The organism is Paenibacillus oralis, assembly GCF_003863965.1.
GTDB classification, from domain to species: domain Bacteria; phylum Bacillota; class Bacilli; order Paenibacillales; family Paenibacillaceae; genus Fontibacillus; species Fontibacillus oralis.
Genome location: NZ_RRCN01000001.1, coordinates 390764 through 415092, shown reverse-complemented (window position 1 = coordinate 415092; position 24329 = coordinate 390764). Strand labels below are relative to the sequence as shown.

27 protein-coding genes are annotated in these 24329 nt (G+C 43.0%); 23 read left to right on the top strand and 4 right to left on the bottom strand.

Annotation, left to right across the window (positions count from 1 at the left end):
- Positions 1-525 (top strand): hypothetical protein, encoded by a 525-nt coding sequence (locus tag EHV15_RS01930; protein ID WP_128629794.1) that lies wholly within the window; start codon positions 1-3, stop codon positions 523-525.
- Positions 526-949: 424 nt separating this feature from the next.
- On the opposite strand, the gene EHV15_RS01925 is transcribed toward EHV15_RS01930, so the two are convergent.
- Entirely contained in the window at positions 950-1159 is a 210-nt protein-coding gene (locus tag EHV15_RS01925) for a helix-turn-helix domain-containing protein (protein WP_128629793.1), read from the bottom strand.
- Positions 1160-1194: 35 nt separating this feature from the next.
- Between EHV15_RS01925 and EHV15_RS01920 the strand changes: the two genes are divergently transcribed.
- Positions 1195-1476: a hypothetical protein gene (locus tag EHV15_RS01920; RefSeq protein WP_128635129.1), complete on the top strand. Its 282-nt coding sequence runs from the start codon at positions 1195-1197 to the stop codon at positions 1474-1476.
- A gap of 18 nt (positions 1477-1494) precedes the next feature.
- Positions 1495-2190 (top strand): SMI1/KNR4 family protein, encoded by a 696-nt coding sequence (locus tag EHV15_RS01915; RefSeq protein WP_128629792.1) that lies wholly within the window; start codon positions 1495-1497, stop codon positions 2188-2190.
- 560 nt (positions 2191-2750) lie between these two features.
- Here EHV15_RS01915 and EHV15_RS01910 read toward each other — a convergent pair.
- Positions 2751-2957, bottom strand: a complete 207-nt coding sequence (locus EHV15_RS01910; protein ID WP_128629791.1) for a helix-turn-helix domain-containing protein — start codon at positions 2955-2957, stop codon at positions 2751-2753.
- A gap of 208 nt (positions 2958-3165) precedes the next feature.
- Between EHV15_RS01910 and EHV15_RS01905 the strand changes: the two genes are divergently transcribed.
- Positions 3166-3459 carry a DUF6809 family protein gene (locus tag EHV15_RS01905; RefSeq protein ID WP_128629790.1) on the top strand — a complete coding sequence of 98 codons (294 nt, stop codon included), beginning with the start codon at positions 3166-3168 and terminating at the stop codon, positions 3457-3459.
- A gap of 201 nt (positions 3460-3660) precedes the next feature.
- Entirely contained in the window at positions 3661-4368 is a 708-nt protein-coding gene (locus tag EHV15_RS01900) for a GntR family transcriptional regulator (RefSeq protein WP_128629789.1), read from the top strand.
- A gap of 47 nt (positions 4369-4415) precedes the next feature.
- On the opposite strand, the gene EHV15_RS01895 is transcribed toward EHV15_RS01900, so the two are convergent.
- Both EHV15_RS01895 and EHV15_RS01885 read right to left on the bottom strand, forming a co-directional pair.
- Positions 4416-7370: an S-layer homology domain-containing protein gene (locus tag EHV15_RS01895; protein ID WP_128629788.1), complete on the bottom strand. Its 2955-nt coding sequence runs from the start codon at positions 7368-7370 to the stop codon at positions 4416-4418.
- Positions 7371-7613: 243 nt separating this feature from the next.
- Complete coding sequence (locus EHV15_RS01885; RefSeq protein WP_128629786.1) at positions 7614-8315, bottom strand: hypothetical protein; 702 nt, start codon at positions 8313-8315, stop codon at positions 7614-7616.
- Positions 8316-8677: 362 nt separating this feature from the next.
- Here EHV15_RS01885 and EHV15_RS01880 point away from each other — a divergent pair, with 362 nt between their 5' ends.
- The 18 genes from EHV15_RS01880 to EHV15_RS38175 all read left to right on the top strand — a co-directional run bounded on the left by EHV15_RS01880 (position 8678) and on the right by EHV15_RS38175 (position 24297).
- Entirely contained in the window at positions 8678-9949 is a 1272-nt protein-coding gene (locus EHV15_RS01880; RefSeq protein ID WP_128629785.1) for an MFS transporter, read from the top strand.
- Positions 9950-9984: 35 nt separating this feature from the next.
- Positions 9985-11010: a zinc-binding alcohol dehydrogenase family protein gene (locus tag EHV15_RS01875; protein ID WP_128629784.1), complete on the top strand. Its 1026-nt coding sequence runs from the start codon at positions 9985-9987 to the stop codon at positions 11008-11010.
- 208 nt (positions 11011-11218) lie between these two features.
- A complete protein-coding gene (locus EHV15_RS01870) occupies positions 11219-12229 on the top strand; it encodes a YiiG family protein (protein ID WP_178075719.1) in 1011 nt (336 codons plus the stop codon).
- Between the two features lie 4 nt (positions 12230-12233).
- Positions 12234-13265, top strand: a complete 1032-nt coding sequence (locus EHV15_RS01865; RefSeq protein WP_128629782.1) for a DUF3829 domain-containing protein — start codon at positions 12234-12236, stop codon at positions 13263-13265.
- A 29-nt stretch (positions 13266-13294) separates the two neighbouring features.
- Complete coding sequence (locus EHV15_RS01860) at positions 13295-13624, top strand: hypothetical protein (RefSeq protein ID WP_036619918.1); 330 nt, start codon at positions 13295-13297, stop codon at positions 13622-13624.
- Positions 13625-13915: 291 nt separating this feature from the next.
- Positions 13916-14617 (top strand): GntR family transcriptional regulator, encoded by a 702-nt coding sequence (locus tag EHV15_RS01855; RefSeq protein ID WP_128629781.1) that lies wholly within the window; start codon positions 13916-13918, stop codon positions 14615-14617.
- 84 nt (positions 14618-14701) lie between these two features.
- On the top strand, positions 14702-15697 hold the full coding sequence (locus EHV15_RS01850) for an ADP-ribosylglycohydrolase family protein (protein ID WP_036619921.1): 996 nt from the start codon (positions 14702-14704) through the stop codon (positions 15695-15697).
- 3 nt (positions 15698-15700) lie between these two features.
- The gene (locus EHV15_RS01845; RefSeq protein WP_128629780.1) at positions 15701-17047 is read left to right on the top strand and encodes a purine-cytosine permease family protein; all 1347 of its coding nucleotides are present in this window, start codon (positions 15701-15703) and stop codon (positions 17045-17047) included.
- The gene (locus EHV15_RS01840) at positions 17034-17936 is read left to right on the top strand and encodes a PfkB family carbohydrate kinase (RefSeq protein ID WP_128629779.1); all 903 of its coding nucleotides are present in this window, start codon (positions 17034-17036) and stop codon (positions 17934-17936) included. The genes EHV15_RS01845 and EHV15_RS01840 overlap by 14 nt, the downstream gene beginning before the upstream one ends.
- 189 nt (positions 17937-18125) lie before the next feature.
- Positions 18126-18863, top strand: coding sequence for a tRNA(His) guanylyltransferase Thg1 family protein (locus EHV15_RS01835; protein WP_128629778.1), 738 nt, complete (start codon positions 18126-18128; stop codon positions 18861-18863).
- A 2-nt stretch (positions 18864-18865) separates the two neighbouring features.
- Positions 18866-19309: an ATP-binding protein gene (locus tag EHV15_RS01830; protein ID WP_128629777.1), complete on the top strand. Its 444-nt coding sequence runs from the start codon at positions 18866-18868 to the stop codon at positions 19307-19309.
- Positions 19310-19423: 114 nt separating this feature from the next.
- The gene (locus tag EHV15_RS01825; protein ID WP_128629776.1) at positions 19424-20368 is read left to right on the top strand and encodes a WG repeat-containing protein; all 945 of its coding nucleotides are present in this window, start codon (positions 19424-19426) and stop codon (positions 20366-20368) included.
- Between the two features lie 28 nt (positions 20369-20396).
- Positions 20397-21044 carry a hypothetical protein gene (locus EHV15_RS01820; protein WP_128629775.1) on the top strand — a complete coding sequence of 216 codons (648 nt, stop codon included), beginning with the start codon at positions 20397-20399 and terminating at the stop codon, positions 21042-21044.
- A gap of 103 nt (positions 21045-21147) precedes the next feature.
- On the top strand, positions 21148-22122 hold the full coding sequence (locus EHV15_RS01815) for a hypothetical protein (protein WP_128629774.1): 975 nt from the start codon (positions 21148-21150) through the stop codon (positions 22120-22122).
- Positions 22123-22164: 42 nt separating this feature from the next.
- Positions 22165-22614 carry a DUF6630 family protein gene (locus EHV15_RS01810; protein ID WP_128629773.1) on the top strand — a complete coding sequence of 150 codons (450 nt, stop codon included), beginning with the start codon at positions 22165-22167 and terminating at the stop codon, positions 22612-22614.
- On the top strand, positions 22611-23126 hold the full coding sequence (locus EHV15_RS01805) for an SUKH-4 family immunity protein (protein WP_128629772.1): 516 nt from the start codon (positions 22611-22613) through the stop codon (positions 23124-23126). The genes EHV15_RS01810 and EHV15_RS01805 overlap by 4 nt, the downstream gene beginning before the upstream one ends.
- Positions 23127-23314: 188 nt before the next feature.
- Positions 23315-23680 carry a hypothetical protein gene (locus EHV15_RS01800; RefSeq protein ID WP_128629771.1) on the top strand — a complete coding sequence of 122 codons (366 nt, stop codon included), beginning with the start codon at positions 23315-23317 and terminating at the stop codon, positions 23678-23680.
- Positions 23681-23859: 179 nt separating this feature from the next.
- Positions 23860-24297, top strand: coding sequence for a suppressor of fused domain protein (locus EHV15_RS38175; protein ID WP_128635128.1), 438 nt, complete (start codon positions 23860-23862; stop codon positions 24295-24297).
- Positions 24298-24329: the final 32 nt, after the last annotated feature.

The window sequence follows — 24329 nt, the reverse complement described above, 5'->3', positions numbered from 1 at the left end:
TTGATACTAAATATTTCTAATGAGAGATTTGATTTAATTTATTTGGGTGAATCCACAATAAACATTGATTATTCTTCAACGTCTTCAACTAAGTTGGTACTAGATGTGTGGGGGATAAATCTACCTATTAGTGTATATGGTTTAGAAGCGTATGGATTAACTGAACATACTAAACCATTCAATGATGATATTTATGTTTCGGGCTACTCTAGGCTCACATTTCATGATGTTACTGGTGGAAACATAGAAGTTGAATTATTTAGTAAGGAGGCTCCTTATTCCAAACTAAGATGGCCAGATAATAGCTTAATGAAAATAAACAAAACTTGGGGAGAAGTGTATCAAGGGGATGATAAATATATTTATGAAATAGAGGGAACACTCGCATGGCCTTACGGTAGATGCGACTTATCTATAGTAACCGGATCGAATGTATCTATTGAATTAAACAGTAATAATTTTATACCTTTAAAAGAATATATACTTAATACTAAAAAATATGGATGGAGTAGAGTTTTTTATTAGTGTCGAAAGGAGATTTCTTTGAATAACCTGTTTACAAGCCTAACAACAAGATCATACAATACAACCTATAAAACCTGTATATAAATTTCGTTATTTGTTTGTACGCACACCAAGCGCTTTAGTTTTATAACCTAATAGTGTTATTCAGTTGTACCAACAGGTTGATTATGGTTAGATACAACCATGATTGACCTGTTTTTGTTATCTTCGTTTAGTCACGGGGTTTACAAAATATTACCAAATTTTACAATACGCCACCCCTCCACCCTGTCCGCTGGACGGTTTTCAATAGCTCCAAGAACGCGTGAAGGCTTTTTCAGGCTTTCTGTTGTTCTTGGAGTAGTGCATAAGAATTGTCGTGGTGGCTATACGAACCATATAGACGCTTTTTATCCGGGCGGCGTGATAATCAAAGCAGTAGTTTTTACTTTTCAAGACGGATAATGTCTCTAACATCGTGTATGCCGAGGCAATCAGCAATTTTTTCAATATGTTCGCGATTTATTGAGGTTCTCTGATTGTTACAGATTTCGCTAATTGCCGCAGGTCGGATACCTGTAAGCTCCGAAAGTTGTTTTTGTGTCATCCCACGTTCTTTTAAAATTTCACTCAACCGTATTTTCTTCAGATGCAACTCCTACTCCTCTTCAAGCGGACCATATCGTGCCTATGAATAGCATAGTAAAAATGGAAGGCTTCGAAAAGCTAACTAAAGAACAACAACTAGAAGTATTAAACAATCCTGATAACTTTATAGGATTGAGTGAATCAGCCAATAAATCAAAGGGATCGAAATCTTTTTTAGAATGGACGAAGTATAAAAAAGAAAATATTGATGTTGACCCTAAATTTAGAGAGAAAATAATCAAAAAAGAACAAGAACTAGAAAGGAAACTACAAAAACAAATAGATGATTTTGTTGAACGAAATAAAAAAGTTACAGATGATTGAAGGAGATGATATAATAGCATGCAAAATAAACTTGATTTTTTAAAAAAGTATAAAAGAAATGTGCGAATAATACCATTTGATCAAATCAATAAACTTGATCCTGAGTGGATGCCAAGTGCATGGTATGATTTGTTTAACGAAACTGATGTAACCACGAGAATTGAAACTATTTTGTCAATGTGGAAAGAACATATGGGTACAGAATTGAGTAACACTATTTCATATTTATCCAAACATCTAAAAGAAATTGACTTAATGGAGATAGACGGTAAGTACTCTATTTTATATACGATTAAAACGGGTAGTAAGGAAATCTATTATGAGGGGCGAAGTCCCAAAGATGCGTTTAACAATGAGGTGCTAGAAGAATCTTGGGATAAAATACCCCCGTCAATACGGAAGTTTTATGAAAATGTTCATAATGGTTTTTATTATTATGCGAGTGAATCTATGGGCTTAGTACCTCTGGAAGCTGTAACATTTTTTGACGATGATGAATGGGGCATTATAGAGGAGTTAGAAGAACCTTTACAAATTGACTTGAAAACTACTTTCGGTTTCTTTAAAAGTGGGATGGGTGGTTATGTTGCAGTAGATTATAGTAATTGTGATAATGATCTAGCTACATTGTGGTGGACGAATAAACAGCCAAGATACAAGATAAACTTTTGGGATGTAGTTGACGAATGGATCGTAATCGGCTTCGAGGTGTAATTAAAAGGTGGGGTTAGTGCCGAATGAATCTATTATTCAACCAATAACAAATATACCCCATGTAATACCCGTATAAAGATTTGGTCATTTCAGTTGTACGTACGAAAAAACTTGAATTATACCCTAAATAACGCTATTCCGTTGCATTAAACAGGTCGATTATGGTCAGATACCACCATGATTGACCTTTTTTATTGTTAACCTCTACTGCTCATTGTACCGCTAATTAAGCGGGCGTGAGATAACGGACCCGAGCAAACTTAATTATTCTTCACTGTGGTTAATATCAAACCCGATTAGATTATCACCTAAATAGTGCAGCGAGATGCGGCAATCTATCGAATCTATTATGCATTTAGCATTAATATTCAGGCTGTCTTGTTACTGATGTGTAATTCCGATGTGACAAAATTAAGATTTTCTCATGTTCCTGTATGTCTATTGTGAATCCTGCCTGTAGAGTGTCTAACCTATAAAAGAAAACATCTCGAAAGGAGTAATCATCCATGAATCATCCTGTTAAGGAGTGCATTCAGAAGTTAGGACTAACACATCGGACGTTAGTCGTCATCCATTACAAGAAGTTCATGCAAGCTGATGTTGAGTGTTTTGCAAATCTGTTCCAGAGTGTCAAAATAGGCGGCATTGACTTTATCGGAGCAGAGATGACTAACCGTGCTTGGTCGGATATTCATTCTGCGGGCGAGTTCTCGCTGACTCATTCCCCGTTCTTCTAAGATTTCTTTTAAACGAAGCCGGATTGGCATTGATAAATTTCCCCCATAAAGTTTTTTCGTTTCAAGTAATTAATATTTTCTTCATGATATCATTAAAATCCTCTTGAGTGTAACGGCGTACCGTGATAAAATAAAAATATGATACGGAAAACCGTTACACTATATAATTAAATCAACTACTTATTGCGTAATTCTCCCCTTCAAGTAACACCAAAATCCCCCTGAAAGGAAGATGGAAATGAAAAGCATGCTGGAAGCACTATATTGTGGTGAATTTCACCCGGAAGAGAAGATCGTCCCGAGAGATCCCGAGTACCGTAGAATAAGAAGAGAGATATCCGAAGCCAAAGGAATGTGGAAAGGGAAACTGTCTGCGGATAATTTCAACCAGCTTGAAACGCTGCTCGATTTGCACAGACAGACCGAGTCGATGCAGGCTACATCTTCTTTCGTAAACGGGTTTCAGCTTGGGGCGTTAATGATGATGGAAATATACGCGGCTAAGGAAGAACTTATTTATGGTTTAAGGTAATTTTCGGTAACACTTGGCGCTTCTAAAAGCTTGTTTCTACATTTATGGTGGAAGCAAGCTTTTTTAGTTATAAGGCGAAACTGGATTAGGCTATTTAGGTTCGGACCAGGTTTTTAATGTTACCGTAATATTAAAGTTTGATTCCAATACTTGCATACTAGTATAATAATCTTATCGTAGTACATTAGGTAAGGTGAGAATATGAATCTACCGAACATCTCCAAAAATAGGAATACCCTGTCCGATCATGCTTATCACGTTATTCGGGGGGCCATTGTTACGTTGCAGTTGGAACCGGGGCAGCTCGTATTTGAATCGGAGTTAGGCAGCACATTGGGGGTAAGCCGGACACCGATCAGGGAGGCTTTCCGCCGTTTGATGACAGAGGAGCTAATCGAGATCCTGCCGCAGCGCGGCGCCCGAATCGCATACATGTCCAAGAAGAAGATTGAGGAGGCTCGCTTTGTACGTGTAAGTCTTGAGGTGAGTGCTTTTAAAGAAGCGGCCAGGAAGTGGAACGCAAACGATGCTGCCTTCGAGAAGGCGTATCAGCAGATCAAGGGGATTTTGGAGGAGCATCGAAAAATCATTGATGAACAAAACTTCGATAGGTTCCTTGAGCTTGATGAGAGCTTCCACAGTGCGGTGTTCGAGCTTACGGGAAATTCCACGTTGATATCGATCATCAATCAAATGCGCGGCCATTTAAACCGTATGCGGTATTTAGAGCTGCTGGAAACGAAGCATATGAAACAGCTTGTAAGCGAACACGAGGCTATATTCGAAGCCATAACCGTTAATGATGAAGAGCAAACGGAACGACTGCTCAGAGAGCACATTACGTCGCTTGAATATTGCACGCCGGATTTGGTTAAGAAGTACTCGCATTATTTTCAAAGCGTAGAATGAAAAAGGAACCGAAAGCATATGCTCTCGGTTCTTTTTCTTTAAGCCTCTCACTGATAATTCACTTCTTCCGCGAAGTAAATCTCTTTCAAACGATCCTTTATGCGCTGAATTTCCTCTGCTGTTAACGGAGCCGCAGGATTTAGCTTGAAGTTTCTTCCGGTGACGTAACTTACATCCGTGTCCTTATTCAGGTTGTAAGGTGTCTTTGGAACAGGACTGCGGGTATAGTCGGTGAAATCAATAATGGACCATGCCGCGTCTCCATCCTCTTTGGATAAAATAATCCGCTGTGAGGCGTTTTCAGTCCACAAATACCGTAGATTGGCCGGTGAATTATTGGAGTCCATAACCGTCTGAATGCCGGAGCCTCTAAACATGAGCGTAAATTCCGCATGATCATTATTCGATCCGGCTGATGATTCATAAATCTGTTTCAGTCCGTCCACGCCCACAATCTCGACCTCGCGGTCAGCAGGGAAGTGATTCACAAAGTTCTCCCAGATTTGCGACATGTTATGGTTGCTGGCAAGCCAGTTGATGTCCAAAATAATGGACATATAGTTTACCGTATTTATACGTTGAAACGGATTATCTAAATATTGTTGTGCTATATACAGTTGTGGTGCCGCATCCGTTTCATTCACATAGGGGTCACCCGGATGGAGAGTCCAGCGTGAGGAATCTTTGGTATAGCGTGATCCAATCGGATCAATCGTAATCGAGTTCATGAATACGGTACCGCTATTATCAGTAAATCCCTGCGCGGGGACCATCGGATTATCCTTATTGGACCAGTAAGGCATCAAAGGTGAACCCTCGCCATACATGCCGTTCACATTATATTGTGTAGCCGACCATCCCATGGCGGAGGTGATCTTAAAGTGATCTTTAAGCCATTGGGTTTGCTCGGGATTCACCGTAAAGCTGGTCAGTGATTTAGGCAGATACTTCCGATATTGATCCGTATCCATGCTTTCAAACACCGAAGGTGATCCCAACGTACCGGATTGGTGCAGCTCATTGAGCGCATTATAACGATACATATACAACCACTCATTCATCCGCAATTCCCAAAAAGGGAGCTCATACAGGTTATTCGGATACCCGTCCAAAATACCGACTTCATCACCATACTGATCGACGTATTCCAAAACCTTTTTAAGCTGCGGGCGATTCGATTCCACGAAAACAAATCTGTTTTCCATGGCCCAGGTTACTTTCAAGTTAGGGCCGAAGTGGTCCATCAGCAATTGACGAGCCTGCTCAATTTGTTCGACCGTGGTCGTACTGCCCGGATCTTGTCCCTGCAGCATTAGCGAGACAGCAAAATATTGCTTTTTGCGTTCTCCGGGTACTACCGTTAATTCGGCATCGGATATGAAGTGAATTCCCTGGGATGGCGATTCAACTTCGATCTTGAATGGAATGACAGAGTTCACTGCAGGAATCAGATGCAGATTGGCTATATGTCCATCCTCGTCAAATATTCTCCTGGAATCCTCGATCCGAAGCTTCAAGTCTGAAGGTAACAGACTTGGTGGTATTACCTCTCCCTTTGTATTTTGAAATACATAGGGCATACTCCAGGCTGCAGGGTCTAGAGTAATGGACTGTGGAATGGTATACGTGGCCAAGTATACGGACCTGATTACACTCGGGTCTTCTACTGGAGGAGTCTTTCCTTTTACGATCAGTTTGGTTTGTGCTGTAAGTACCTGATAGGGCTTGGCAATGGTGACTTTTATCCCTACAGGAATGAAGTTATCGGCAGCCGGAATATTTTCGGCATGTGCGATTTTCCCTTGTTCATCAAAAACGCCCAATTCATCACTAAATGTATACGTAACACTTGTGACGCTGGCAGCGGGAATGCTTACCGGCCGCCCCTCATTATAGAGCTGAAAGGACAACTGATACGAAGGATACGTTTCCGGTTGATTTACCAGCTCCGGCGCCTTGATGACGACCTCATCCGCCACAAAATCCACAGGAGGATCACCCACTGGAAGCACCGGTGGTTTTGGCGGAGTTGTTGGTGGTGTCACAGGTGGTATCACTGGCGGTGTCCCTGGTGGCTTGGGATCAGACCCTGGCGGTATCACTGGCCGATCTGGCGGCTTCGGCTCTGTTGGTGTCACTGGCTCTGTTGGCGTTACCGGCTCCGTTGGTGTTACCGGACCTGCCGGTGGGTCAGGTCTAGGACTATGGCTTCTAGGCTCCGCGATTTGCGGATTCGCACGTTGGCCGCTAATTTCCGGCGCCAGGTCGACCGCTATCTTCTCCGGTTCCGATGGGCTGGCCGGCTGATTCGCCGTTGCAGCTTCATTTCCTGATGAATCCAGCAAACGCTTGGCGCGTTCTCTCAGCTCGTCACCGCCAAGCCATACTCGATAAGCAACCAGCGTAGCATCCTGCCGTTTCACAAATTGTTTGGGATGGAAGTAATGATCCGTATCCCCTTCAATCAGCTCTAATCGCTCCATCAGCCACACGCTCGTTTGTGCATAGTCCGATATATCGGACCGATCCACAAAGCTGGATATACCGGAGGACGGGGTAGTTTCAGAGACACCGAAATACCTGGCATACCAAACGGCCATATCCTGGCGAGTCAGATTGCGCTTGGCACCGAATAATTGGCCACCAGTTCCTTTAGTAATGTTCTCTTCCTGCAAGACCTGTACATAAGGAAGAGCCCACGGTGACACATCACGAAAAGAAGCTGGGCCTTTGTCATTCGCTGTTCGTTTTAAGGTTTTAGCGAAAATGCTTGCCCATTCCTGCCGCGAAATCAATTGCAAAGGCCGAAAGCTCCCATCCTTATAACCGGTAACATAACCTTGAGCAGCCATAGCCTCAATCGCATCAGCCGCATAGGAATGTTCAATATCGTTAAAGGTTCTGTCCGCAAAAACGGGAACACTATGTATGCAGAACAACCAAACAGCCAGTAAACCAGCCATGTAACGCCTAATTCGTTTCAACTTTTTTTCACACTTCATTATTTCAGCTCATCGAACCTCCTTTGCGAGATAGCACACGGTCACTTACGCCTGCACCTCCATGTTAATCTTGAAAACGGGTCTCTTTTTCAAACAGGTTTTCATTTCCATTACAATAAACACCAAACTGTATATACTTGGATTATCGGAATAATCTCCTTGGGATTGAATAAAACCAGCAAAAAAAATGGTTTGAGAAACATACCTTTTAAGCCGTAATTTCCTATCACTTAACAATGGTTTTCATTGGTAATTAAGCGTTTGAGAACCCTTTTGAACATAATAATAGCCGTTTGAAATTCCATCTTGCGGATAAGCAGCAGGATCTTCGCTTGTTACTTGACCTACAAACTCGCGATTTATAAACGCAGGTTCTCCTTCCTCGATTAACGCTTCCGCGGACATTCCGCTGATCGGTCTTACTGTACTGGACCAGAATGTAACTAAATAAACCTCGTCAGCATTAAAATGATATCGCCCTTCACTTGGTGTCCCCTCATAAAACAGCTCTGCCAAAGCAGCCGCTTCCGACCCTCTCATAAAAATGCGAATATCATCGGTTCCGTTCCAGCGGTGGGGAATCCCGCCTCTTGGATTTACGTATTCTACAATTTCAGGCTCCACATCGCGAATAAAATCAACGACCGTATATTTATAAACCCCATCCGTTACACTCACGGTTGCAACTCCAGTTGTTTTCCCTGTTCTATAGCCGGTGAATTCCCCATATACATTTGGGGTTTTGCTGATCGCGGCAAAAAACGTTTCCTGATCCATAGATCCTGCTCTTCCAGGTACCGCGGCCAGTTTATATGTCCTGACCTCCGTGCCTTTATACTTATCCCAAGTGTATTCTGCAGCCCCATAAGATACTCCGCTATTCCAGCCCGCAGATACCACCATGAGCATGCCAATCATCAAGAATAATGGCCATTTTTTCAACATCTTTTTCTCTCCTTTTTTTCTCCAAATCCACGCAAATGATCATTAGCATTATAGCGTTTCAATAATTCCACTAACAGTTAAATTTTAGAAGAAAAATAGGAGCAGGGGGCAAAGGAACTATTTTTCGGGTGGTGACAAAATACTCACAAACTTCAACTTGTATACTAGCATAATGTATGCTAGTATTTCACATGAGGCCGGCCTAAAGTTGTCTGTACAGATGAAACATTTGTAAGAAAGCGCTTTATATCGATTGGAAAGAGCAGTAGGGCCGTACATATTGACGGCGGATTTATGGTTTGCTCGGGCGTTTATTAAGCGAGTGGCGACAACATCCCATAATTGAAAGGAGTCAACAGTGCATGTTATCTAAAGGGCGTGGCATCGTTCTGGTTTTGCTGTTTCTGGCGGGAGTTATTAATTACTTGGATCGGTCGGCCTTCTCCGTTGCAGCTCCATTTATTCAGAAAAATTTTCAGCTCAATGCGGCTCAAATGGGCCTATTATTTAGCAGCTTCTTTATTGGATACGCTCTCTTTAACTTTATAGGCGGTTTCTTGTCCGATAAGTTCGGGCCGAAAAAGGTGCTTGGTTATTCCATGACATTCTGGTCGCTTTTTGCCGGTTTAACCGCCGCTACCTTCAACTTTGTGTCCTTGTTTATTGCCCGCGTATTGTTTGGGATGGGGGAAGGTCCGCTCTCTTCATCGCAAAGTAAAATGGTCAATAACTGGTTTCCGAAGAAATACCGGGCCAGAGCTTTATCGATCTCCATGGCCGGAACCTCGCTTGGCGGAGCCATTTCGGGTCCTATCGTCGGGATTATTGCTTTGACTTGGGGGTGGAAAGTATCCTTTGTCCTGATTACGATTATAGGTCTGATTTGGACCGCGTTCTGGCTCAAATGCGTGAAGGATGCTCCGAAGGATGTTGAAGACGATGAGGCAGATGATGAAAAAGAGCTACAGCATGCTCCGGCCGGCAAAACCAAAACCCCGCTCTCTTATTATTTGAAGCATCCGACGGTTTTGTTTACGTCAGTAGCGTTTTTTGCCTACAACTATATCTTGTTTTTCTTCCTGACCTGGTTCCCGAGTTATTTAATTCAGGCCAGAGGCCTTGATATCAAGGAGATGAGCTTTGCCACGATGATTCCGTGGACGGTTGGGTTTTTCGGTTTTGCCTTGGGCGGCTTCATTATCGATTTTCTTTACAAAAAAACGCGCAATGCCATGTTCTCCCGCAAAGTCGTATTGGTCACATGTTTGCTTGGCGCGGCGGTCAGTATCGGCTTGGCCGGTCTGGTCAACACCACGGCTGCCGCGGTTTCATTGATGGCAGCAGCGGTATTCTTCCTGTATCTTACAGCGATTACGTACTGGGCGATTATTCAAGATACGGTTGAAAAAGAGCGGGTGGGCAGCGTCGGCGGCTTCATGCATTTTCTTGCGAATACATCCGGCATCATCGGCCCGACGGCTACAGGAATGCTCGTGCAAACAACAGGTCATTTTACAAGCGCTTTCATCCTGGCAGGGGGGCTGGCGGTGATCGGGGCGTTATGTGTCGCTTTTTTCGTAAAGCCCATTAAGAATAAAAAAGTGAAGCTTGCCACAGAACGGACGATTGCTTAAATAAACCTAAATCATAAGAGAACGGAGTGAGTGGATTGAAAGCGATACAAGTTGTGGAACCGGGAAAAATGAGACTGATCGAAAAAGAAATGCCGCGGATTATTCACAGTAACGAGGTGCTGATTAAGGTTCGCATGGTGGGCATATGCGGCTCCGACATGCACATTTATCACGGGACTTCACCAGTTGCCACCTACCCGCGCGTAATCGGACATGAGATGGCTGGGGAAATCGTAGAAATCGGCGCGGATGTCCACCGGCTGTCGCCTGGAGATAAGGTGGTCATGGAGCCGATCGAAACCTGCGGACAATGTTATGCCTGTAAAGCCGGCCGCAAAAATGTGTGCGCCAAGCTGCAGGTGTACGGAGTTCACAAGGACGGCTCCTTCCAGGAATATATCGTCCTTCCCGAGCATTTAGCGCATAAAGTGGACCATCGTTTGGCTTGGGAGGAGGCGGTTTTGGTCGAACCGTTCACGATCGGCGCCCAAGCGAACTGGCGTGGCGATGTCCGGGCCGGAGATTTTGTTTTTATTATGGGAGCGGGTCCGATCGGATTGTGTGCGCTGCAGGTCGCCAAACTCAAAGGCGCGGTGTGCGTGATTTCCGACTTAAGCGATGAGAAGCTGGCATATGCTAAGGAAGTTGGCGCCGACTATACCTTGAATCCGCTTACGGATAATGTGGCCGACGAGATCCATCGCATGACGGGCGGATTAGGTCCGAACGTAACAATTGATGCGGTTTGTACGGAAAAAACCTTCGAACAGGCGGTGGAAATGACCTCTGTGGCCGGACGGGTCGTCGTTCTCGGCTTTGGCGAAACCCCTTCGCAAATACCGCAGTTGCCCATTACCAAGAAAGAAGTAACCATAGCGGGCTCCCGTTTGCAATCGGGCAAGTTTCCTGAAGTGATAGAATGGTTTAACAGCGGAAGGATCGAGGTGAATTCTTTTGTCACGCATCGCTTTGCGTTGGAGGATTTTCGTGAAGCGATCGAGCTCATCGAAACCAACCCTAACCAAGTTCGGAAAGTAGTCCTGGAGCTCCATACGAAATAGAGATAGGATCGCCAACCACCGGGCCAAGCGGACCGAAGGCTTAGGAGAAACATCTGTCATATCCTGTACAGCACGGGATTTACAGATGTTTTTTGTTTTTGTCCGCGTGAATAATATTCCCACCCCCTATTCAAATCCGCCGCTTCCAGCCGATATAGTTAAAGGTGCGGGGAGACTCGAGATTACGACAAAAAAGGGAGAGAACGTAGTGAAGAAAGTTGTAAATTTGTTTTTGTGTATGATGTTGATCGCGATAGCGACAACGGCATGCAGCCTGCCGGCAGCGGGGAAACTTACGGGGGCGGCCGGCGGAGACGAGGTGAAGGATTCGCTCAAGTATAACGAATACATTGACCTTAGCAATCAGATTAACGGAGGGATGTATGACTCTGTTTTCAGTAGTTATGTGAATGAGTTTGGAGCGGAGGAGGAAATTTACATCGATGACAGGTTTGACGGATTCAGCACAACGCCGTTTATTCCGACCGTGCTCGAGCACGCCGGCAAAACATTGGATTTTGCCTCCGCCGAACCGTCTTATGGCGCAACGGATGAGAAAGTAAAAGAGTTAATGCCGATTATCATAGATTTGATGAATACGAACAATGACATTCAAAACTACTACACAGCGAAAACCTATGTCGATGATGATTTTAAACAAGGCCGCGAATTACATACGCGTTTTATTTCATTGTTTGAGAAGTACATAGAGGTGGGGCAGCAATTTAACGAAGAATTTTCGAAGATCACAAATGAGCGCAAGTATGCAGATGCGGAGAAGCTGAAGGATGAAGATATGCTGATACGCTACTACGCGATTAGCATAGTATTGCGGGCACAGGAGATTCAGGAAGCTTTTTACAATAAGGGAGTCGGGGACGAAAACGTTTTGGATTTCGATGTTAAGGAATATGAGGAATTGTATCAATTGCTGACCGAGGATATCGAGCATTATTTTGAGTATTCCAAGGATGCCGATCGGCGGAAGAAAGAGGGATGGTCAAATCTCGAAATATTCCCGACAAGCATAGAAGGGGTAAAAGTAACGGCAACCGATATTCTCAGAATTTTGCAGGAACAGGATCCAGAGATTAACAGTGACACGGAAGGCAAAGTGACGACAGGCGGGTCTAATGCGATTTTGTCGACGTTTGACCGCAAGGTCTCATTCCTCGTGGATGCCTACAATACCACCAGCAGTTTAGCGGGCTTGAATTAATTCGATGAGAAGCGTGAGAGTAAGGTGGGGCGTTGTTGTATCTTTAAGCCTTCTGGTTGTACTGCTCTCGTCCTGCCAGGCGCCGCTGGAGCTGGTGAAGATCATCCGGCCGGAAGGAACAAAGCCGGCTGCCTCCACCCAGGAAGAAAAGCCCGGAACGGAAGCGGCGGCACGGAAATACGCCGGCTATAGCGCCCTGGATATTTATATCCATGGCGAAATAGCCGATGTTCTGGAGCGGTACGGAGAACGGTTCGGACATAAGGAAAAATTCGCTCTGCACAAAGAGACTCATCTGGAGTGGGGCGTAAATCTGGAGCTTAAAGAGACCTATAAACTGGCGGAGTATACGGAATTGGCCGCTAAACAGCCTGCTCTGCCCGATGTCGATGAGGCTGTGAAGAAGCTTGCTCCAAAGCTGGAAGATCTGGTCAAGATGCTTGGCGAAATCGATACCTATTACAGGTTCAAATTTTACGTCGATGACAATTTTGCGAAGGGGAAAACGCTGCATGAACAGCTGCAGGTTCTGCTGAAGGAATGGGAGCCGCTTGCGGAAGACTTCACGGTTAATCTCCATCAGTCGCTAATGAAGCAGCGAGAGCTGGATCTCGCCGATTTCAAGGCAAACGATCAGATGATCCGGTACCATGCGCTTGAATCGATCATGGCAGCGGAAGCGATTGAAGACGAACTGAATAGGCAGGGCGTGGCATCGGAGACATTAGACGGCCTCGATGCCGCATCCTACCGGGTTCTGTACGATCGGCTTACAGAAGAAGTAGCCCAGTATATCGCCTTGGCTGACGATCCGGAGCGGGTAAAGCAGGAAGGGCTGGACACCTATAATTCATATGGAAACATGCTGAAACATAAAATCATGCTGGTGAAAGCCTCCGCCACCGATTTGCTGCAGCGGGCCGAGCAATCGCGGACGTTCGATGAACACAACAAGGACGGCACGCCCAAGGACTACAAGAAGAAACTGCAAGAGGCTATTTTGGAATATGATGTGTTTGTCATTGGACCTGAATAAGGGTTGATTCTAAGAAAGGAAGTTTTTGCATGATTATTTGGAAAGGGCTGGGAATATTAAATATCGTTATCCCAGGGGTTTTGTTTTTTATTGTCAATGGTTTAGTGTCCCTTCTGGGGCTTGACATAATAGATGCCCGGCTGCCGCTGGCTTTTGTGTTCATCGTGTCGGGAGTGATTATCTGGTATATAGGAAAAGCGCTTAACGCCGATGCGGGTAAAGTGCTGGTTGATATGGAAACGGGGCAACGCTACCAAATGGGATTCCGGCATAGTCTGTTTTTTATCCCTATGCATTACTGGGGCCCTATCGGCCTCGTGATAGGATTTATTTTGATTGTCGCAACGATATTTACGTAGGGTTAACTTCGCATAACATGAGTCTTTGAACACCACAATTCGAGCCAGATGCTCGTAGTGTGGTGTTTTTCTTTTAACGGCGAGTAGAGTCATTAGAGCGTAAGCAACTTCTAAACTAGGAGTTCGTGTCCCTCTTTCCCAAACTCCGGCTTCCTTGGTCATTGTTGACAGGTTAAAATAATTAAAAAGAACCGTAAAGCGTTGTAATTTTCTGAGAGTCAATAGTTTGGAATATGTTATAATGGTTAAGAAATATTTATGTAACACTATTAATGCTTAGGGGAAAATGAAATGTTAAACAAGTATAATGATATCCCGTTATATGTTCAGTTAAAAAATAAATTACGTGAAAAAATCTTAAATGGCAGTTTAAAAGAGGGTGAAGTGTTGCCTTCGGAAAATCAGTTAATGAGAGACTTCGGTATTACACGCAGTACCATAAGAAGAGCCGTTGAAGAATTGGTGAAAGAAGGACTTGTGGAAAAAGAACAGGGGAAAGGTGCTTTTGTAAGGCTGCGTCAAACCAAACAGAATCTTTGGAACTTTCAAGGGTTTACCGATCTGTCCTTAAAGAAGAACCAACAACCTGTTACTAGAGTGCTGAAAAAAGAAATTGTTATAGAAAACAATATTACCTATTTTAAACTGGAACGTGTACGTGGAACAAAGTTAAATGACAAAACAAGATGGTTGACCATCGATCAATCCATGCTTCCTCTTGAACTATTTAAAGGTATTGATCAGTTTGATTTTAATAGTACTTCTCTATATCAAACCTTACGTAAGGAATATCAAATATTTCCACATCATGTAGTTTTGGATATCAACCCCATTATGTGCAATGATGAAATGTGCGAGAGATTGGAGCTGGACAGTCCAATTCCTTTGCTTGAGGCCAGAGGAACTGTATATAGCAAGGACGGCATGGAGATTGAAAAAATACACATTATTTATGGACCGCATTTTCAGTTTAAATTAAATCAGTATATATAATACGCTTGACAGATCGTCAGGCGTATTATATTATCGCTTTAACTTGTACGAATAACCGAACAAGTTAAAAGAGGGGGGTATTTTATGAAGGTACTAGGTATGTTATATGGTATGGCAATAGGAGACGCGCTTGGGATGCCTTCTGAGCTGTGGAGCCGTAAAAAAGTGAAATCTCATTTTGGTAATATTACTGAATTTTTAGATGGTCCAAAAGAAAATGACGTTGCTTGTAATTTTACTAAAGGACAATTTACAGACGATACGACACAGGCACTGCTTATTTTAGATGCTTTAATTGAAAATGATTTTATTCCTTCAGACACTTTAATTGCTGAAAAACTCCTGAATTGGGCAATCCGAATCGATGCTTTTGAAAATAATATATTAGGTCCAAGTTCAAAAATGGCTCTCCTGGCAATTAAAGAAGGAAAAGATGTAGAAACATTTACGAGCAAGGCGCTTACAAACGGGGCGGCAATGAGGATTGCTCCCATTGGTGCCTTATTCTCGACAGCTCAATCTAAAGAGTTAGCGCAATACGTATATGAAGTGAGTAAAGTAACTCACTCAACTGATGTATCCATCGGCGGTGCGGCCATGATTGCCTATGCTGTAAGCGCTTCAATAGAAGACAAAAACTGGGAGCAAATTATTAAGGGAGCTCTCAATATCTACGAACTGGCTTCAATGAATGGGGCGGAAACCTTTGCGGCCTCCATTCCGGAGCGCTTGAAGCTTGGCATTGAATTTGCTGATAGATACCAGGATGACGAAGAAACTTTCACACAGAAAATTTATAATGTCATTGGTTGCGGTACAATGACAAGTGAATCAGTTCCGGCTGCACTGGCGATTGCCTATTATGCGAAAGACCCGAATCGATGTGCTTTAATCTGTGCAAACCTTGGCGGAGATACCGATACGATCGGCGCGATGGCGACTGCTATTTGCGGAGCAAAATATGGTTACGATGCGATCCGTAAAGATTGGATTGAAACCATTGATCGTGAAAATAATGTAGACTTGAAAAAATATGCTCATTTGTTAGAATCCCATAAGTCACAATTTAAAGGGGTGTAATTCATGGAGAAAGAGCAGACAATTATTCTTCAAGATGGTGAAAAAACGGGTAAACCGCGGGATTTATTTTTTATGTGGTTTGCAGCGAACATCGGAATATTAGGAATTGTATACGGTGCAATAATTGTAAACTTCCAATTAAGCTTTTTTCAGTCGATTTTAGTTGCCCTTCTCGGGCCGTTGTCTTTTGTGTTGGTCGGGTATGCGAGTTTGTCCGGACGTGACAGTGGGGCGCCAACCTTCGTCATGTCCAGAGCAGCATTCGGCTTTAAAGGTAATTTCATACCGGCTTTAGTAGGATGGTTTGGCCAAGTGGGCTGGTTATCGGTGAATGTCACGACCGGCACTTTGGTGCTCCTGTCGATCTTTAATGAATTCGGGTTAAATACAAGCACACCTTTAAAATTTATAGCCTGGTTAATCTTTGCGGGTTTGGTATTGGCGTCCGTATCGTTTAGCCAGGAAACACTGGTTAAAGCCCAAGCTTTCTTTACTTATATTTTTGGCGGCCTGACCATTATCGTACTGGCTTTCCTCATACCGAATACGGATTGGCACCATCTTTTTGGCTTGAAGTCCGGATCATGGATTTCCAGCTTCTTGCCGGCCTTGATGTTTGTCATTATAGGAACAGGACTTACTTGGACGAAGGCGGCATCTGATTACAGTCGCTATCAAAGCAGAAAGAATTCTTCAAGATCAATCATCTTGAATGTGACCGCAGGAGCGTTCATTCCCCTATTTCTAATTATTGGAACGGGTGTTCTATTAGCGTCCAAGGTAGATGGACTAGCGAGTGCTGAAAATCCTATAGAACTAATTGGAAGCGTTTTACCGGGGTGGATGACCATTATCTATTTAATTGCCGCGCTTGGAGGAATAACTCCTATGTGCTTTATTGGACTGAAATCATCAAGACTCATTCTTGCTTCGTTTAATTTAAAGGTTAAAGACTCCACTGCCATTTCTATTCATGCTGTCCTAATCACAATTATCCCACTTTATGTACTTGTTGTTTCCAACAACTTTATGGGAAATTTCCAAACCTTTTTAAGTTATTTAGGTATTGGTTTAGCCGCATGGATAGCTATATATTTAATTGACTATACTTTCTTAAGAAGACGCGCCGGATACAGCAAATCATTGTTGGAGGATTCTTCGTTCAATCCGTTTAATGCTGGTGGTGTAGTCGGCTGGATTTTAGGTGTCAGTTCGGCTTTGATCCTGAAGAATTTTATTGAATCCAGTTATTACATCCCCATTACTCTATTAATCAGTGGAGGTTACTATTACATCTCCATACGAGCGAAAATTAAACAGACGAGTGAGGTTATATATGAGAAAGATTAATCGTAATAGGGTACTGCTTATTGGAGGCGTTTTCATCGATGTGATCGCGAAAGTTCAGCACGTCCCTGAAACGGGACAGGATATTCCGGGCGAAATGATTGACCGTATCGTGGGGGGATGCGCGTATAATGTGGCCAATGTTTTAAAGCAACTGGATGTCGAATATGATCTAATGGTTCCAATCGGCAGAGGAATTCACGCTGATATTATAAAAAAGGCGTTTAACGAAGAAGGGCATAAACTGTTCATTGAAGATTCCAGCAAGGACAATGGTTGGAGCTTATCGCTTGTAGAAGAAAGCGGGGAACGTACCTTTATTACCTTTAATGGAATCGAGGAATATTGGAAAGACGAATGGTTCAGTCAGATCCATTTTGAGGATTATCGTTATATTTATTTGACGGGTTATTCCCTTGAGGGACAAAAAGCCGATGTAATTCTTAATCGATTATCTAAGAACTCATCCGGCGGCAAAATCATCTTTGATCCGTCTCCGCGCATTTCTGCCATTAAAAAGGAGCACTTGGAAAAACTTTTTGCATTAAGGCCTATTGTGCACAGCAATCTAAGTGAAATTCTGGAGCTCACCGGCGAACCGGATCTTGAACAAGCTGTTCGAAGATTACATCAATCCACCCAGAGTGAGGTTGTTGTTACGTTAGGACCCAAGGGCTCATTTTGTTACAATGGTGAACACATGATTACTCTTGATGGGAAAAAGGTGCCTGTGGTTGACACAATAGGAGCTGGAGATGCCCATACAGGCGCATTTATTGCCTCATTGCTTCATGGTCAGTCTTTAGAAAAAGCATGCGAACAAGGGAATGAAGCAGCCGCACAAGCGGTACAGGTGCAAGGCGGAAAATTTAAGCTAAATCCGTTTTGCTAAATTAGATAGGGACGAAATTGTTGAATCATTAAATCCCAATCTCTCATTTATATAACTGAGAGGTTGGGATTTTTAATAATGGAACTACCCAGCGAAAGTTCTTGAACGGTCAACAGTTTGAGGATGTTTCCATAATTATCTATAATGGGCCTTGGATGCATGATTAAAAAGGAGACAAAAGAACAAATAATGAAAAAAGACGACTTTGGCAACCGAATGAAGGGGTATGAGAACATTTTCAGACAAACGCTTCCTCAGCGGCTCCCGGTGATCCTTCGAATCGATGGCTCCCATTTTCACTCCTTTACGCGGGATATGAAAAAACCGTTCGATGAAGCGTTAATCCAAGCGTTTTGGGAGACCTGCAAGTACTTGGCGCAGAATATGATGGGCTGCAAGTTGATTTATCATCAAAGTGACGAGATATCGATTCTTTTGACCAATTATGACAAGCTAACAACCCAATCCTGGTTTGAAAATAATCTGCAAAAGATGGTTTCGGTTTCGGCCTCAATGGCTACTGCAAAGTTCAATGAGGTCATTAAAGAAGCCTACCCGGATAAACCGCTGGCGACTTTTGATAGCCGGGCCTGGGTGCTTCCTCATGATGAAGTCACTAACTATTTCCTCTGGAGACAGCAAGACGCGACTAAAAACAGTATTTCGATGGTGGCCCAGGCCAACTTTCCTCACGAGGAGCTGCAGGGGTTGGACGGGGGAAAACTTCAGGATAAGCTGTTTCTGGAGAAAGGCATCAATTGGAACGACTTGCCCGTTTGGCAGAAACGTGGGGCATGCATTACAAAGCAGTTCTATAAAAAAGGGGAAGCGATACGCAGCAAATGGGATGTTGACCTCAATACGCCGATTTTTAGTCAGGATAGAGAGTACATAAACCAATACGTGTATTTGTCGAAGGATGAATAATTATGGAATGTGTTATTTTCATCGGAATTCAGGCTTCCGGGAAATCAACATTTTACAAAGAGAAATTCTTTAAAACCCATATGAGGATAAACTTGGACATGTTAAAATCCAGGCATCGGGAAAATGTTTTTCTGGAAGCCTCCCTTCGAACCAGCCTGCCCTTTGTGGTGGATAATACGAATCCTACCTTGGAGGACCGAAAAAAATATATCGAATTAGCCAAAAAACATAAATTTAAAATCGTCGGTTATTATTTTGAACCCAATTATGATTTATCGTATGAGCGAAACGAACAGAGGCAAGGGAAAGAAAAGGTCGCAGAGATAGGGATCAAAAGCACATTAAAAAAATTGCAGCCCCCATCATATAGTGAGGGATTTGACGAGCTGTATCTAGTGAAGTCGCATAGCGATGGGTTTGTGATTGAAAAGATGATAAAGGATTGAAGGTAGGAGTATAGGCGACACCGCCATAGAGGCTTGGGATCATTTGATAAGCGGGCATGGGATGAAGCTGTGGGGGATTTTGTAAAAAGGAAATATGTACACGGAGGAGACCGGATGGAGGAGCAACCATTATTTAGAATCCTTGTAGATGGAAAATACGGCTTCATTAACAATACAGGAGAATTCGTGATTCCTCCTATATATAAGATGGCAAGTGATTTCAGTGAGGGATTTGCTTACGTTTGGAGTTTTCATAATAAAAAGGGTTATATCAATTCGAAAAATGAAATGGTGATAGAACTAACGGGAGATCATGGTTATGAAGGGAATTTTGAGAATGGACTTGCCATTGTAGGTACAAATGGTAGATACGGTTGTATAAACAAAACCGGGCAGTATGTAGTGGAACCGATCTTTGACCGTATCGTTGGCGTTAATCCCAACGGGACATTTTCAGCTTTAATTAATGGAAAAGCGGGACTATATGATTTGCAAAGTAATGCAATTATTGAGCCTGGTTATTATGATTTTATTGATGCCTTTTCGGACGGATTAGCTTTTGTATCTGTAGAAGGAAAAGAGGGATATATTGATAAAACTGGAAATATGGTGATTTCTCCGCAGTTTTCGTCGGTTTCCCCGTTTTCCGAAGGGTTGGCCGGCGCCTCGATCGATGGGGACAAATACGGGTTCATCAATAAGCTCGGGGAATTCGTAATCCCGCCCAAATACTACCAAGTTAAAGATTTTAGTGAAGGACTGGCGGGGTTTCGCTTGAAGACAGGAGGGAAGTGGGGGTACTTGAACAGCTTGGGAGAAAAAGTGATCAGACCGAAATTTCAAACCGTGTGGGCCTTTGTCGACGGAATGGCTCCAGTTGAAAATAAAGATAGGTACGGTTATATCGATAAAAAAGGGCGATATGTTTTGAAAAATGTGTTTAATACAGCACACGAATTGAAAAGTGGACTCGGTTTGGTCACTTATGATGGTGAGTGGGGTTACATTGATCGGCACGGCCAATGGGTTTATAAACCTAGCCATTTTGACCTTTGGTGATAAATTGAAATAGAAAGGTTATGCCTCCATGATAATTACGCTTGATATAAGTAATGAAGAATTCGACGGGATTGTAGCGGATGATGGAGAATTTTCACCGGTGATTTTCCTGAACTTTCCGAGCGATCTAAGAGGGATCTATGAATTCGAACTGATGAACACCGTGATCAATATTTATGACTTTAAGGATCAACTGCAGAGTTTGGGGATTGGCACTGAGGAGGATTCACTTTTTGTTTATGGAAAAATATACGTACGAATCGAAGGCGTCAAGGGCGCAGACTTCAAGTTTGTTGAAGGTGACTTCCACACAGGGCGCAGACGGTATCATAGCTGGCCATATACCATTAATGAAGGTGATGTTGTATGTAAATGTGGGGGGAGGTTATCCTTCCTCGAGGATTGCTACGCATCGATCATGATCGTTACGGAGAGCAGGCCTAAAATCACATTAACATTTAACCTTGAAGAAACGGTTCCCTTTGACTTTATGAAAAGCAGGAGTATCGAGCTGGCTCACACCTTAAAAGCAGGGCATACATATACAAATTCTCCGGGGAAAATGTTTAATCACAGCTTTTTTCGTGAGCATTTCGGATCGGGAAGAAAAGCGATTAGAAGCGAGGCAATGGCCATAGTTGTCAGCAAAAAGTCATGTTTGAATCGGAGGTTATGATGATAAACCCGCAATCCTTAGCAAGTTTCCAACTTTATTCCGCGGTTGAGGACATGGATATAAACAAGGTCGAAGCGGAAATGGGAAGAAGGGGACTAGTCGAATGCTCAACCCGAAAAAACTCAATATAGCGTACAAAAGATACAGTAAAAATTTTGTGAATGGGATTAAGTTTGAAGATGTTCAAAAGCGGTATGAACAGAAGAAAAATAAAGTTATTGAAATAGTTGAATCGAATCATACAGAGAAGGATCATATTTTGCTGATCCGTTTAGACTCCATCGCCTCCTTGTATCTGTCCCAATGGAAAAACGACGTATTGATTACCGGCGGGAAGCGGCCGGAAGGTTTAAAGCATATGCAAATGATCGTTTTCTATCAATGCATGGCCCAGGATCTTTATAAAGTCCGGTATCCTAAGATGATGCTGGAGTATACGTTTAGGGAAGTTATCGTCGCGTTAATTCATTTTACAATGTTTGGGTGGGAGAAAGAAGAAAATATACTCTTTGATTTTATAGTAGACCGCCTGGGCGGGAACATTCTGGACGCCGATGATCCGAACAAACACGTGTGGTTTCTGATGGAGTTGTATTTGCAATATAGAAAAAAGACCATCGCGGGAACCGATCAACACGTACATACCGTTATTAAGCAAAAGTTGAAGGAGGCCGGGCTGCCGCAGGGTTCGATACCGGATGACCTCGAGGTGTATCGGCACGTATTGGATCGATGGCCGACGTCTGATCTAACAGAGATCACCCAATTGATCGGCAGCATGTCATTATTCCATTCGGTGCAGGCTTCTGAAATAGGGAATTTTCATGAGTTTGGCGATTATCGATACGGATTTTATCCCTATGAAATTTTGTTCCTGATTCATGTGCGGAGAATGCAGGGCTTGCCGATTCCCGAGCACTTTGAAGATTTTTTAATGAATAACCCGGAAGCCAAAATGGAGATCAGCAACCCTGAACCGTACCCGGAGTGGGACCCGATGCTGCGTCTGATCGATCATTTCTACCGAAAGAACTATCCTGAGTATATCCCTAACGAACATGGGGAGTTGTTTCGATAATAATAGTAATCATCCTATATAACCCACCAGGAGGACTTCAAAATGTCAGAAGAAGCGATCATTCCACTTATTTTCGAAGAAGATCATGAATTATTAAATAATCCCGGGATACTGGATAAGTACTCGGATTTAGTAGATTACGGATTTGCTACAAAGCGATTCCTCTATCTCGATCATCGAGGTGAAGAGAACCAAGAGATTGTGAACTATATTTTGGATTATGAATTCGCTCATAACCTTGAATTGGCTTCTGAGGAGGAATTCGAGAAACTGGGGGAGTTTGAGTACGAATATGTGCCGGAAAAGATCAAAGAAGTGAACAAGCTTATTTCGCCCAAAGGCTACGGCTTATTCTATTATCCAACCGGCGGCGACTTCTGCGCCCTGTTCATCGCCAAACTGGAGCATAAATCCAAATTGCTGGAAGTTGAAATCGTGGACGATGAATGGACGCCTATCCGGGAAAGATATATTCAGTATTTTGAACTATGAATGTACTTTCAAAGGATTTTTGGGACTGTGAGTTTTTCAAGTACAGAAAAGAAGATCTCGACAGATTTGGCTTTATAGAAGAGACAAAAGCCTTACTGTTAGCCCATGGCTTACCTAAGAATCACTCCATTTTTGATAAGCGTGGCATTCAATTTTTTGATTGCGCTGATTTCGCACAAGTTGTCTTTAACAAGGAGGAATTCATTAGAATAGGTCAAAGTCGCGGGGCTTTCATCTCCATCCAAAAAAGAACGCAAGAAGTATATGCCATACCGGAAAGCGGCCTTAGTAACGGGGGTTTCATAAATTCAAACATAAAGTGGTTTTTGTTGTTCCATCAATTATTTTATGCCGAGCTTGGAAAAGTAGATAACATTGATGATGACAAACAATGTGAACGATTTGGAAATATGCTTCGAAGAGAATTTGAAAAAATGGATCCTTGCGCAATGCTGGATAAAGAGAGCACATGGTCTAGAATCGTCGAAGAGTATGAGAATGGCGTGGTCTGATCGGAAAATTTACCTTTACAATATGTGTGAGTCTTTTAAGGAGAAGAGGACCAAATGAAAGAAATTGTCGTGCACGAAGAAAATTTAAATCGTTTTGTGAATATCCCCTGGTTTGTGAACTGTGGTAAGAGATCGAATATTAAATTGAGTGTGCGATTCAACTTGTTGAGAATTGGCAAGAAGCCGAAGTGTTCGATGAAAAAGAAGAATGGGAGGATGTAATCTCCAGCGGTCGGGAGAACCTGGCCGAATTTGTCTGGAAGTTAGGTTATAGTGTGAGGGACTTCAACTATGTCGTTGCTGCGGTAAGAGATTCAGATCAGTATAAATCGGCTGTTTCAGAAATGTATGAAGTCATCGAAGAGCAGAATATCAAAGAAGAGTTCGGCGATACTTTAGGCTGGCTAATGCTTAATGCGGGCATAGAAGAAGTATTTAAGGATTACAAAGGCTGTCCGAAATTTTTCAGTGAAATGCTGGAGGTTCTTAAATATGGACATTGTCCATGTGGATGGAATGGAAGATGGCCGAAAGGCACGCTATATGTGTATTAATCCGGAAGCAGTGAACAACGTCGAAGGCTACTGGTCCACAAAAATAGAGGAATACGAGGAAATGTGGTAAAAATGATGAACCCTACACAATTGAGTTTAGCTGAAATGGAGAGCATCCATAACCATATTGTGAAACATATCGGTGCTCCCAAGCTTGTGAACCATGAAATGACTTCGGAATTGTACATATCGATATTTTTTTGGTGCCTGCAAATAACGCAAGGAGTTACCACACGTTAATTACTTCAGGGATGAACGCGTTACCAGCAAATACGGCTGACGGGGAGGAAGAGTGGAGATATACCGAGCTGCTTATGTACTTACCGTCAACTTGGGATGTATCCCCGGCAGCATTGGAAGAGCCCCAAAATTATTGGCCGCTTGCCTGGCTGAGGAAACTGGGGAGATTTCCACACGAGAATAAGACATGGTTCGGGTTAGGAGATACAATTCCCAACGGAGAGCCTCCAAAACCTATAGGTGATCAAACGCAGTTATCCAACTTTGTACTTTTACCTTTTTTACACCGCTACGGGTTCAATGATTTTCTGGACAAACTGGATACGGCGCATTTCAGTGATGTATTGAATTTAGAGCGAGAAAACATGTGCGGATAGCAAGATTCCCATACCTATGAACAGCTAGAGAA